The sequence below is a fragment of the Bradyrhizobium sp. genome, from assembly GCF_035273305.1.
Taxonomy (GTDB): Bacteria; Pseudomonadota; Alphaproteobacteria; order Rhizobiales; family Xanthobacteraceae; genus Bradyrhizobium.
The window spans coordinates 1-12134 of the sequence record NZ_DATEPI010000290.1 but is presented as its reverse complement, the minus strand read 5'-3'; the positions used below and the strand labels follow the sequence as shown (position 1 = coordinate 12134).

The 12134-nt window shown below is 61.0% G+C and carries 14 protein-coding genes; 5 read left to right on the top strand and 9 right to left on the bottom strand.

From position 1 onward, the window contains the following. Window positions 1-696 (bottom strand): ABC transporter ATP-binding protein (locus tag VJV58_RS19090; protein ID WP_324138928.1); only part of this gene is annotated, 696 nt, incomplete at its 3' end. Between the two features lie 363 nt (window positions 697-1059). Between VJV58_RS19090 and VJV58_RS19085 the strand changes: the two genes are divergently transcribed. Further along, window positions 1060-1659, top strand: coding sequence for a hypothetical protein (locus VJV58_RS19085; RefSeq protein WP_324138927.1), 600 nt, complete (start codon window positions 1060-1062; stop codon window positions 1657-1659). A 1-nt stretch (window position 1660) separates the two neighbouring features. Here VJV58_RS19085 and VJV58_RS19080 read toward each other — a convergent pair whose 3' ends face one another. The 4 genes from VJV58_RS19080 to VJV58_RS19065 form a co-directional block, all read right to left on the bottom strand. Beyond that, the gene (locus VJV58_RS19080) at window positions 1661-2038 is read right to left on the bottom strand and encodes an ArsC family reductase (RefSeq protein ID WP_324138926.1); all 378 of its coding nucleotides are present in this window, start codon (window positions 2036-2038) and stop codon (window positions 1661-1663) included. 48 nt (window positions 2039-2086) lie between these two features. After that, complete coding sequence (locus VJV58_RS19075; protein WP_324138925.1) at window positions 2087-2437, bottom strand: Lin0512 family protein; 351 nt, start codon at window positions 2435-2437, stop codon at window positions 2087-2089. 542 nt (window positions 2438-2979) lie between these two features. Then, entirely contained in the window at window positions 2980-3267 is a 288-nt protein-coding gene (locus VJV58_RS19070; protein WP_324138924.1) for a hypothetical protein, read from the bottom strand. After that, window positions 3264-4058, bottom strand: coding sequence for a DUF899 domain-containing protein (locus VJV58_RS19065; protein WP_324138923.1), 795 nt, complete (start codon window positions 4056-4058; stop codon window positions 3264-3266). The genes VJV58_RS19070 and VJV58_RS19065 overlap by 4 nt, the downstream gene beginning before the upstream one ends. Window positions 4059-4341: 283 nt before the next feature. Between VJV58_RS19065 and VJV58_RS19060 the strand changes: the two genes are divergently transcribed. Continuing rightward, window positions 4342-5562 carry a helix-turn-helix domain-containing protein gene (locus VJV58_RS19060; protein WP_324138922.1) on the top strand — a complete coding sequence of 407 codons (1221 nt, stop codon included), beginning with the start codon at window positions 4342-4344 and terminating at the stop codon, window positions 5560-5562. A gap of 75 nt (window positions 5563-5637) precedes the next feature. Beyond that, a complete protein-coding gene (locus VJV58_RS19055; protein WP_324138921.1) occupies window positions 5638-6282 on the top strand; it encodes a glutamine cyclotransferase in 645 nt (214 codons plus the stop codon). Between the two features lie 101 nt (window positions 6283-6383). Here VJV58_RS19055 and VJV58_RS19050 read toward each other — a convergent pair whose 3' ends face one another. Together VJV58_RS19050 and VJV58_RS19045 are read right to left on the bottom strand one after the other, a co-directional pair. Continuing rightward, window positions 6384-7610, bottom strand: coding sequence for an MFS transporter (locus tag VJV58_RS19050; RefSeq protein WP_324138920.1), 1227 nt, complete (start codon window positions 7608-7610; stop codon window positions 6384-6386). Between the two features lie 419 nt (window positions 7611-8029). Continuing rightward, window positions 8030-8509 carry a hypothetical protein gene (locus VJV58_RS19045; protein WP_324138919.1) on the bottom strand — a complete coding sequence of 160 codons (480 nt, stop codon included), beginning with the start codon at window positions 8507-8509 and terminating at the stop codon, window positions 8030-8032. A gap of 78 nt (window positions 8510-8587) precedes the next feature. Here VJV58_RS19045 and VJV58_RS19040 point away from each other — a divergent pair, with 78 nt between their 5' ends. Beyond that, window positions 8588-9550, top strand: coding sequence for a LysR family transcriptional regulator (locus VJV58_RS19040; RefSeq protein ID WP_324138918.1), 963 nt, complete (start codon window positions 8588-8590; stop codon window positions 9548-9550). Between the two features lie 51 nt (window positions 9551-9601). On the opposite strand, the gene VJV58_RS19035 is transcribed toward VJV58_RS19040, so the two are convergent. Both VJV58_RS19035 and VJV58_RS19030 read right to left on the bottom strand, forming a co-directional pair. Then, entirely contained in the window at window positions 9602-10027 is a 426-nt protein-coding gene (locus VJV58_RS19035) for a hypothetical protein (RefSeq protein WP_324138917.1), read from the bottom strand. Window positions 10028-10193: 166 nt separating this feature from the next. Further along, window positions 10194-11021 (bottom strand): alpha/beta hydrolase, encoded by an 828-nt coding sequence (locus VJV58_RS19030; RefSeq protein WP_324138916.1) that lies wholly within the window; start codon window positions 11019-11021, stop codon window positions 10194-10196. Window positions 11022-11124: 103 nt separating this feature from the next. Here VJV58_RS19030 and VJV58_RS19025 point away from each other — a divergent pair, with 103 nt between their 5' ends. Further along, the gene (locus VJV58_RS19025) at window positions 11125-12021 is read left to right on the top strand and encodes a LysR family transcriptional regulator (protein WP_324138915.1); all 897 of its coding nucleotides are present in this window, start codon (window positions 11125-11127) and stop codon (window positions 12019-12021) included. Window positions 12022-12134 lie beyond the last annotated feature (113 nt).

The following is a 12134-nucleotide window of genomic DNA, read 5'->3' as shown; positions in this document are numbered from 1 at the left end:
ATAATTGCCTTCGGCAAGCACGTGACCACGCGTCAACACGGTGATGATGTCGGAAAGGTTCGCCACGACGTTCAGATTGTGCTCGACCATCAGGATCGTGTATTTCGCCGAGATGCGCTTGATCAGCGCGGCGATCCGCTCGATGTCTTCATGTCCCATGCCGGCCATCGGCTCGTCGAGCAGCATCATTTCCGGATCGAGCGCCAATGTCGTCGCAATCTCGAGAGCGCGTTTGCCCCCGTAGGGCATCTCGACCGCAGGCGTCTTGGCGAACTCGCTCAAGCCGACATCGTCGAGCAGTTCGAGCGCGCGGCCATTGAAGCGATCCAGCACCGATTTGGAACGCCAGAAATCGAACGAGTGCCCGTGCTGCCGCTGCAGGGCGACCCGGACATTTTCGAGTGCGGTGAGATGCGGAAAAACTGCGGAGATCTGGAACGAACGCACCAGGCCCAGCCGCGCCACGTCGGCCGGCGCCATAGCGGTAATGTCCTTGCCTCTGTAAACGATTTGACCAGCAGAAGGCTGAAGGAACTTGGTCAGTAGATTGAAGCACGTGGTTTTACCGGCCCCGTTTGGACCAATCAACGCATGGATGCTGCCACGGCGGACCCGAAGATCGACATCGCGAACAGCAGAAAAGCCCGCGAACTCCTTACTTAATCCGCGAGTCTCGAGAATGTACTCGTCAGCCAATCACATTTCCCCCACCATTGCCGCGAGGATCCGCGCATGGCCTATCTGCTCCCGGCAAGCTTTCCCACGACCCTCTTGGAAGTCGTGTTCGAACCGCCGCCTCCGTGCGCGAATATGCCGTCAACGGCCGGCCTTGCGCAAGCCGGAAACGCCGACCCGGGGCCGAGCGGACGGCGGAAGATTCGACGTTAGTCCAATTGCTTGGCGGCGAGGATTGACCTCTTGCCGAACATTTTCGCTGTTGGCCGGAGCCGAACCTCGGCAAGCCCTCGTTAACGGTGTTTCGATGCCGTCTTGCAGTTTCATAGAATATTTGGGGCTGAGAGCGATCATGATGAAGAATTTTCAGAACGGATCGAAGCTTTGGAATTCGAGAGCGCCAATCCATCGATCATTAGATCGATCAAGCAGCGGGACCTGTTGAATACGTGGCTGCGGCTATATGCCCGCGAGCAGAAATTGCCTCGGCTGGAAGAATATCAGCCCGCTCGCCTGGCCGACGAAACTCCCGACCTCGTCTACTACACGGTCGACGACACCCAGCCGCCACGCCTGACCATACAGAGCGATGGCACCCGGATGTCGAGCGCCTATGGCCATACCGGAAAGGGCCGCTATCTCCACGAATATCTTCCATCCAAGCTCGTAGATGTCGTGATGCCGGTCTACTACGAATGCATCGCCCGCGGCCTTCCGGTGTACACGATCTCCAATATCGATGACATCTACGGTCGCATAGTCGCCTATGAGCGGATGCTGCTGCCGTTTTCGGAAGCAGGCAAGGTCACCCATGTGCTCGCCTCGCTCAAGACCATTTCCGAAGATGGCGGATTTGAAATCAAGAATCTGATGCGCGGAAACGATTCGCTGCCGACCCCGAAACTTCGCGCGATCATCGATCGAGATCTTTTCCATCGTGCCCCCGGCCGCATATCGCCCAGCGACGTCATCGAATTCAACTAGGCTAACGAACGCTGTGTGAGGCTCGGGATGGCGAGACTTCGCTGGCGTAAATTTCGGGCTTGAACCCGACCAGCAATTTGCCGCCGATCTCGAGCACCGGCCGCTTGATCATCGAGGGCTGCGCCAGCATCAAAGCGAGTGCTTTACGCTCATTGAGGCCTTCCCTGTCGCTCTCGGGCAATTTGCGGAAGGTCGTGCCGGCGCGGTTGAGCAGCGTTTCCCAGCCGACCGCCTCGCTCCAACTTTTGAGCTTCTCCTTCGCGATGCCCACGCTCTTATAATCATGGAAACTGTACGCCACGCCGTGACTGTCCAGCCAGGCTCGGGCCTTTTTCATGGTATCGCAGTTCTTGATGCCGTAGATCGTAATAGCTCCCATCAAGTGGCCCTTTCCAACGCGCATCTGCGCCGTCATTCCGATCGATCTCTAGCCCGTTTTGCCGTCATCGAGACTCACGACAACTGCGGCATTCGCAATGATAATGGCGTCGCCACCGCTTTCGGCGGGAATCTCAAGCCCGCCTTTCACCGCAGTCACAGTTACCGTCCCATAGGGTAGCTCGATCGCGACCGCCGACGTGTCGACACCGCCCGGGTCCGGGACGCCGATCGTGACGTCGACGAACATGTCGTTGGCCGTCTTGCCGAGCATACGAAAAAACCCGACGCTGCTGTGGCGAATGGCGTCCGATACCGCGCGCCTGGCTGCCTTGGTGGCGTCCCGGCCATGGACATCGACGCCCATGCCCATTTCAGTGATGCATCGCACGCGTGCCATTGGGATTTCTTTCGTTAGCTGCCGATATTAATTTGGCAGGAGTGACGGGTTATCGGGCTACTATGAGAATTGCGTGCCGGCACGCAATCGATTTTCCCGCTTCCCGGCTCTATAGTCGCAGCGTCTGAAATGCTGGACGCTAGCGTTCGCCGAGCATGGCTGAATGTTCGTCGCACACACTTCCGACGCCCGCCACTTCTAGGTTTCTTATCCCTCCCCTTCTTTTATGGGGAGGGTGGCGCGAAGCGCCGGGTGGGGTTTCTATCTCGCACACGAGGCTTTCCCCACCCTGCACACCGTGCGCTTCGCTTACGATGTGCTTTCCCTCCACACAACGAGGGGGGATAAGAAGACAGCTTCGCTCGTCTTGACCCCGCTAGGCAGGGATGAGGCAGCCGACGCAGTCGCAGCGCGACGTCACACACTTCCGCGATTTCGCCGCGCGATGCGCGAGTTTCTGAAATTCAGACGGCGCAGGGAATGCCACGCGCGCGACTGCGCTCATCGCCGCTACATCGCTAAATCATCCGACGAACGCCGGATTACACTCGGCGGTGATGAGCTCGCCGCCGCGAGATCAGCTTCAACCAGGGTCCCGCATGGAAGGCGCTCATCAGCAAGTACATCGGGACCATTCCGCCCAGCGGCGACGCGTCAGGCATCATCGAGCAATGCATCTCTGACGCGCCGCCACCAAGCGTTCCCACAAGCACCGCCATGATTGCGAAGGAGGGCGCAGCCGCAAGGCACAGCCCTTCGGCGGCAGCTCCGAGCGCAGCGGCGTTCCGGCCGATCTCGCAGCCGGATCCGCCGGAACTAACCTGGCTCACGGCTTCGTGCCTGCGTCGCGCTTCCGAAAGGCGGCCTCGCCGGCGTTCGATACCTCGACCCACTTTGGGTCGGGCGCCGCGTCGGGGATGTAACTGTCGTGCCAATTCCACCACTTGTAGGTCGGTGTCTGAGGATAGCCCTCCGGCGAGTCCTCCCATGTCTCCTGACGCCCCAGCGCCGTCATGTCGAGATAGCTCCAGGTAGTGCCCATCGCCTCGTCGCCACGGGTGTTGATGAAGTAGGTGCGGAACACGCGCTCGCCGTCACGGATGAACGCGTTGTGGCCGTGCCATTCGTCTACTCCGAAATCGGCGTCGAAGCTGTCCGTGATTGTGTACCAGGGCATTTCCCAGCCCATCCTCGCCTTCAGACGGGCGATGTCGGCCTGTGGCGCGCGCGAGGCATACGCAAGCGTAGTCCCACGCGCGTTCAGGTGGGCGAGATGGGCCACCTGGTCGGCGCCCAGGGAGCAGCCAATACAGGCGTGCTCCGGCCAGCCGTGCACGCCGGGCTCGAAGAAGGCGCGGTAGACAATCAGCTGACGGCGGCCCTCGAACAGGTCGAGCAGGTTCGCTTTGCCTTTGGGTCCGTCGAACACATACGCCTTTTCCACGGCAACCCACGGCATCCGCCGTCGCTCAGCCGCCAGCGCGTCACGAGCGCGGGTGTGGGCCTTTTCCTTCACGAGCAATTGCTGGCGAGCCGCCTCCCACGCCTGCGCCGACACGATCGGCGGTGTGTGCATGGCAGCCTGTCCGTCCTTCCGTCCGTTCTCTCTCGATGTAGTCATGGCTTTTGAAACCTCCTATTTTGGGCAATTCCCGCCCCGCAAGCTGAAGTCCTATTCCGTTCGCTGCTCATCGCTCGTTGTTAGTCGCCGAGTGGCCAGAGCCGACGGCAAACACGGTCACGACGGCTCCAGCCCACTCGATCACGGCTGTGAGGAACGTCGGGGAAAGCATCGTCCAGTCAACCATCAGAGTGGCCTCTCGTTACGACCATTGTTCTGTCGTCGTGTGATAGATTAGGACCTGATTTCGAATGGTGAGAGTGACAAGTGTGTCGGGATTCAGATGGACTCACTAATCACGGCCGCAGCGCGCGCGCTCGCCGCGGGTGATCCGCTCGGCGCGCTGAACCGCGTCGCCCTGCGCGACGACGCGCCTGCGCTCGCCCTCCGAGGCATCGCAATGGCCCAGCTCGGCGATCTCGTTAGAGCCAAGGCTCTGCTGCGAAATGCGGCGCGCGCATTCAGTCCGAAAGAAGCCGTGGCCCGCGCCAGATGCATCGTGGCAGAGGCCGAGATCGCGTTCGTGTCGCGAGACCTCGGCTGGTCTGCAAAGGCGCTCGAGGGAGCGCGAGCGATACTCGAAGCGCATGGCGACCGGGTGAACGCCGCGCATGCGCGATATCTCGAGCTCCGCCGCCTGCTTTTGATCGGCCGTCTCGATGAGGCCGAGCGTACGCTTGTCGAAATCGATCCCGCGCCCTTTCCACCCGCCACCAAAGCCGCGCACGAACTGGTGGTCGCCGGAATCGCGATGCGACGGCTGCAGACAAAGACCGCACGGGCTGCGCTCGCTCGCGCCGGGCGCGCCGCACGGGACGCGGGCATTCCTGCACTGACGGCGGAAGTCGAAAGCGCCCTACTCATATTGAACACACCCGCAGCGCGCCTGATCGCCGGTGGCAAGGAGCGATTGCTCTTGCCCGAGGAGATCGAAGCGCTCCTGGCCTCAAACGCGGTTGTCGTGGACCAGTCCCGTTATGCCGTCCGTGACGCGCGCACGGTGGTTTCGCTTGCAAGGCGTCCGGTGTTGTTCGCGCTCGCCCGCGCGCTGGCCGAAGCCTGGCCCGCGGACGTATCGAGGGGCACGCTCGTGGCACGCGCATTCCGAGGCAAGGCCGCCGATGAATCGCATCGCGCCCGATTGCGGGTCGAAATGGGACGGCTTCGCGCGATGCTTGGAACGCTGGCGGGCGTGAGCGCGACGAGCCAAGGCTTTGCGCTGGTCCCGCGCCACGGACGCGAGGTCGTCGTGTTGGCGCGGCCGGTGGAAGATGAGCACGCGGGGGTGCTGGCTTTGCTTGCTGACGGCGAGTCCTGGTCGAGTTCGGCGCTGGCGCTGGCGCTCGGCGCAAGCCAGCGCACCGTGCAGCGGGCGCTCGACGAGCTCGCGGCGGCAGGCAAGGTGCAATGGTTTGGCCGCGCGCGAGCGCGTCGCTGGATGACGCCGCCTGTGCCGGGATTCACGACGACATTGTTACTCCCCGCTCCGCTGCCGAGTGACTAGATTGGTCGAGCATGATTGCTGCGCGAAATGTTGCGCTGCCTCTCGGCGAAAGCGATCGTGGTGCAGGAGGCAAGCATGTCCAGAGCAGCGGCGGAAGTTATTCGTGAATATGGCCCCTTCCCCGGTGTCGACCGCGTGAATGGGGTCACGTTTGATGGCAAGCAAATCTGGTTTGCCACCGGAGACAAACTGAGCGCGCTCGATCCAGCCAGTGGCAAGGTGCTGCGCTCGATTGATGTCGCCGCGCATGCGGGCACCGCTTTCGATGGCCAGCACCTATTTCAGATCGCCGAAAATCGCATCCAGAAGATCGATCCCAACACCGGCCGCGTGCTCGCCACCATCCCGGCGCCCGGCGGCGGAGGTGACTCAGGGCTCGCATGGGCCGAAGGGTCGCTCTGGGTTGGGCAGTATCGTGAACGGAAAATCCACCAGGTCGATCCGCAAACAGGGACGATCGTTCGCACCATTCAGTCCAACCGCTTCGTCACCGGCGTAAGCTGGATCGACGGAGAACTCTGGCACGGCAACTGGGAAGGTGACGAGAGCGGTTTGACGCGGATAGATCCTGGAAGCGGAAAGGTGCTGGACAGGGTCGATATGCCAGAAGGTCTTGGCGTGTCCGGCCTTGAGTCTGATGGCGGCGATCAGTTCTTCTGCGGAGGTGGAAGCAGCGGCAAGGTAAGAGCAGTCCGGCGGCCGAAACGGCGCTCGCGATAGCCGGCAAAGCAATTTCGCGATATCACGCTCCTCAGCTTCAATTGCGCAGCAGCAGCTATCGATGCGCCTCGCTGCGCGACCTTCGCTAGCATGATGGCCTTTCATGATGGCAACGGCGCGGGCTCAGGCTGGAGCTTCACCTTTGCAAATGGCCGAAAGGTCAGTGCGATCAGGAACGCGCCAAGTCCCATCCCCCACGAGCCGATGTAGAGCCAGGAATAGCTTGCGAAGGTGTCGTAGATCAAACCTCCGGCCAATGGCCCGGTTGCCATGCCAAGGCTGCCAGCCATGGCCGTTCCCCCGATCACCGTGCCCATCATCCTGAGCGGAAAATTTTCGCGCGCCAGTGAAGCATAGAGCGGCATTGTGCCGGCATAGATGAAGCCGAACACTGCGGCCACGGCATAGAAAGCGGCAAGCTCGCGCACAAAGACGTAGGCAAGTGCGCCGAACGCCTGAAGGAAGAGGCCCGAGACGAGCACGCGCCGGGCGCCAAAACGGTCACCGAGCAGGCCGAAGCCAATACGGCCGCCCATCCCGGCCAACCCTTCGACGCTATAGATCGTCACGGCTGAGATCAGGGGTATTCCACAGCTGATCGCATAGCTGACGGTGTGGATAATCGGGCCGGAATGCGTGGCGCAACAGAAGAAGTTCGTCAGCAGCAGGATGATGAACTGCGGCGAGCGCAGCGCCTGGGCCAGCGACATCGTCTCTGCCGATGCTCCGTCAGCAACAGCGCTGGCGGTTTGGCTCGCCAGCGCCGGTGCGCGCCGAACGAACAACGCTGCCGGGATCATGAGCGCGGCGACGACGACCGCGAGGATTTGGAGCGAGGTTCTCCAGTCATAAGTCGAGACGAGTCTTGCGGCCAGCGGAGCCATGGTCATGGGGGCCATCCCCATGCCAGCCGAAACCAGCGAGACGGCAAGGCTGCGATGGGTGTCGAACCAGCCGGTGACGGTAGCCATCATCGGCGCAAAGATCGCGGCGGCCGCGCCGCCGACCATCAGTCCGAAGATGAATTGAAACGCGACAAGCGACGGCGCACGGCTCGCCAGCGCGAGGCTCAATGCCAGCACGATCGACCCGGTCAGCACCACCGGTAGCGGACCTACGCGATCCGACAAGGTGCCCCAGATCATGCTCGTGAACGCCATCGCCAGGAAGCCGATGGTCATTGCGCTGGACACCCCGGTGACCGACCAGCCGGTATCCCGCGAGATCGGCTGAAGCAAAACCGGCAACGAAAACATCGCGCCAATGGCGACGCAGCCCAACAGGCCGCCGGCGGCGACAATCACCCAACGGTAACGAGATTGGCTCATACCGAACTCCCCTGCAGCTATCTCTCTGGATAGAAGACGAACGGGAGGCGGCCGGGCCGACATCTGGATTGCCGGGCAATTCACCATTTTGCGAGTGGGGCAACTCCAGCCCCGCGCGGAACCGGCCCGGGAAGTCGATCCCTGCCGCCTGAAAGCGACCCAAGGTGAAATCAGCGACCCCGCCCTCAAGCGCGACCGAACAGGCGTCCAATCGGGTTACACATCGCTCTTTTTTCGCGCTCGACTGCACCGATGCGACCGACTAGGTCGTTACGAGAATGCCGCGAAATGCACGCTGACTGAATAGTCGCGGCCACTGACGAGCCGTTGGCGCCGGCGTCCGCGCTACCCGCGCTGCCGGAGGTCAGCGGCAACACTTTCGTGCCGTTGCCGCCGCAACCGGCACCGCGACCTCACGCTCAAGGATTGGCCATCAGCAAGCGGAGTGGCAAAAGCGGACCAACTGCGATGTAGTCGTGGTCCATAAGATTTTGCTTGGCCAATGGAAGTCCCTCCATGATCGTCTGCGCCTCGGCAACATCCTTGGTATCCAGCAAGAAGACGACTCCGCGACCATCGCCACGCGAATACCACTCACGAATCTTCCCATTGAGATAGAGCTGCACGGTCTGCCGTATTTCAGCTGGCATGGCGCTCATGACTTGCTCGCGTGTGACGCCCGCCTTCACTGTAAGGATGACCATCACGGCGGTGGTTGCGGGCAAGGTGGCTTGTGCTTGGGCAAGAGTTGAATGGGTCATGGAAGTAGCCTCTATCAAAGCTAGTGTGAGTGCCAAGACGACGTTACGGATTGATTTCAGTGGTCTCGTTTTTCCGGTCACGCCGGTCACCTTTACAGTTGAGATTGCCAGGAAGTCGCGAATGTATGGGATGGACATCGACGATGCTCCTGAGTTGCAAACTCGAACGTAAGACCGCTTTCAACGAGCGACTATTCGCGATAATGTTGACGGGTTATGAAGCGGAACTTCACAGTTAGGCAGGGCGCGCTGGATGGAATAGAGGCCTTCCTGAGCGTTGCCCAGCACCGCAGCTTTCGCAAAGCGGCGGCGGAACTCGGGGTGACGCCGTCGGCGATGAGCCAAGCCGTACGCGCACTCGAGGCACGCGTCGGCGCAGCACTTTTCATCCGCACGACGCGCAGTGTCGGCCTGAGCGAAGCCGGCGAACGATTTTACTTCCGGGCAAGGCCCGCTTTCGAGGAGCTTGTCGCCGCAAGCGACGTTGCCCGTGACCTTGGGCAGCGGCCCGCCGGACTGTTGCGCCTCACGGTCCCGCGGGCCGTGGTGCCGATCCTGCTCGAGCCGCTGATCGCATCCTTCTGCGAAGCCTTTCCCGATGTCGAAGTGGAGATCGCCGCCAGCGAGGAACTGGTCGATATCGCGGCCGGAGGATTTGACGCCGGCATCCGGCTCGGCCAGTTCATTGCAGCAGACATGGTCGCGGTGCGGCTCACGCCACCCTTCCCGTTCGTGGTCGTCGGCAGCCCCAAGTATCTACGCCGGCGAGGACGGCCAGAGCGTATCGACGATCTGCGTCAGCATGCTTGCTTATGCATTCGCCGCTCGAACGGGTCGATCGGGTCTTGGTCGTTTATCAACGGCAACAAGCCGATCGAGGCAATTGTCTCGGGACCGCTAATCGCGCACGACTTTCCCACCATTCTTGGCGCGGCCGCGGAAGATATGGGGCTTGCGCAAGTGCCTGAGCCGATCGCTGCCGGGCTGGTGAAAGCCGGCAAACTCGTGCACGTTTTGGAGCCGTTCGCACCGATGGCGCCGGGTGTGTTTCTCTATTATCCCAGCCGCCATCAAATGATGCCAAAACTACGAGCGTTCATCGATCACGCGAAGAGCCGCTCCGACAAAACTCGAATTCACAGCAATGGCAAGAGACTACGAGGCGTGAAAGTCCGCTGACATGGGGCGGCGCGGATTCGAATAGACAATAGAATTGAGTCGCCCAGCAACTCAGACTACTGAGAATCGGGCTTCCCTGCGTGGCGTGCTGCTGTCCTTTGCTGCCCAGAAGGTCACGGCCGTCCCGAGGATTGCGGGCAACGTGACTGCCGGGAAGTCACGGGCGATCGCCGACGGACCACAAATGCCTACGGCGACCTCCCAGAAATGAAATAAGGCATGCCCCCATACCCAAAGCGTGGGCGCGGCCCAAAGAAAGAGGCGACGTCGTGGGCGCGCGACGCCGATCAGAAACGCCGTTCCGATAAAGAGGAAGACGAGGCCGATATCGCGGACGAAATGCTGATTGAACGGACCGGTCGTGGTGACGCCCGGCACCATGAGGTACCAATCCGCTGGTAAGGCGAGCATGAATACTCCGTTCACGTTGGCTCCGACGCCGAGCAACACGGCGGTTCCGAGCGCGAGTTTTCTCATCTTGAGGCCTCATTGATTTTGATCGACGTTGTGGCGCGGCACATCGGCGATCCACCAGTCGAACATGTCGAACCAAGTGTGGGATCAGAGCCGGGAACGAGCGAACGGTCATCCACTCGATGCCGACGTAAGACGCGTCCGGGTCCCCCTAACCGTCCGCGGATCCCTAGTCGGATTTTCGGCACACCACGCGTCGGATCGATTCTATAACTACCCGAGGATCGTCGCGTTGAACGAAGTGGCCGCTGGTTCTTACGAAAGTCTGTGTCGAGCGGGAAGACAAGCGCAGGAAGCGTTCCTGCAATCCTTCCCAAAGCCCTTGGAGCGTGTCACGGCGGTCGGGCGGGACGAACGGCATATGCAGGAAGGTGCCTGCCGTGATGATGTCCAAGGGGAGATCGCCCAAAGAGCCAACCTCGCGGCTTTGGCGGATGGCTTCGACGAAATCAACCCGTTCAACCGTGGATTCCGGCTTTTTCCAGCCGCTCGTCCAGAATTGCCGCATCCCCTCCAGGGGTGGCGGGTCGGATGGTGTGGGCGGCGGAAAGGCGGGGCCGAACACGTCGAATTGGTCCTCGTGCATCGAGTCGACCAGTACGAGTCCGGCAACTTCTGCTCGATATCTTTGCGCGAACACTCGCATCAATAAGCCGCCGAGCGATTGGCCAACCAGCAGATAAGGCCCTGGAAAATCGGCTGCGCGAAGCAGCTCATGAAGCTCGTCGACCATCATATGCGCGTCGCGTGGCGTCCGCGCGGGAGCACTCATGCCACGTCCCGCTCGGTCGTAACGAAAGACGCGAGCGAAGCTGGCCACGCCGCGCTCGACAGTTTCCCACTCGGCGCTCTCGGCACCCAGTCCTGTCTCAAGCACAATAGTGGGCGAACCTTGGCCGGAACATGCGAATGCGAGCTCGCGGTCGCCTATCCTGATCAATTGCATCGGCGATCCATCGGCCGCCGTCGTCATGGTGTCGGGTATCTGCCGGTTCATGAGCAAGGCCTCCATTTCGATATGAGGTTGGCAAGCCGGAGATCATCAGAACGCCCGAGTAAAATAAATTGCATAAAGCTGCCATTTGCCTATTCATATATGAATGGATAAAATCGACCTTTCCTGGGATCTCTACCGCACCTTTCTGGCGGTATTTCGCGAGGGCAGCTTTTCCAAGGCCGCCCGAGGAATTGGCATCAGTCAACCCACCGCCAGCCGGCACATTGAAGTGCTAGAGGCCGCGATCGGCGCGCGGCTGTTCGCACGCCGGCCGGGCGGTCTAGTGCCGACAGAAGCGGCGCGCGAGCTTCTTTCTGACGCCGAAGCTATGGCAGCCGCCGCCGGCGCCCTGCAGCGCGCGTCATCCGGGGGGAAACGCGACGAGCGCGGCATCGTCCGGCTCACTGCCGCTGAACTCATCGGTCATGAGGTGTTGCCAGATATTTTGAGTCCCTTCTGCCAACGATATCCCAGCATCGTGCTCGAGCTCAAACTTTCCAATCGGAATGAAGACGTCTTGCGTGGTGATGCGGATATCGCGATTCGCATGGCCCGCCCGAGTCAACAGGCATTGCTCGCGCGCCGCATCGGAGTGGTGAAACTGGGCCTGTTCGCGCATCGTAGCTACGTTGCGGTATTCGGCACGCCCAAAACGCCGGCGGACATCAGCGGCCACCGTCTCATTGGCTTCGACAAAGACCAGTACATTCTACGATCCGCCGACGGTGGCGCCCCTCCACCGAGCCGTGCACAATTCGGCTTTCGATGCGACAGCGCACCCATGCAGGCAGCAGCACTGCGCGCCGGGATAGGTATCGGTTCACTTCATCTGAACACAGCGCGCCGAGACGCCAATCTGATTCGCGTCCTGGAAAAGAGTTTCACATTCACGCGTGAGATGTGGCTCGTCATGCACGAGGATGCGAAAGCAACTCGCCGCGTACGCTTGCTCTTCGATCATCTCGTGGAAGGGCTTACCGCTTATGTGAAAGAAAACTGATGATTGTCGAGTCGATTCTCAGCGACCGAGAGCGAAGCTTCAATCTATGATGCAGTGCGAATGCTCAACGAGCTATCCCCTCACCTTCTATTTTTCTTAAGCTATTTCCCTCC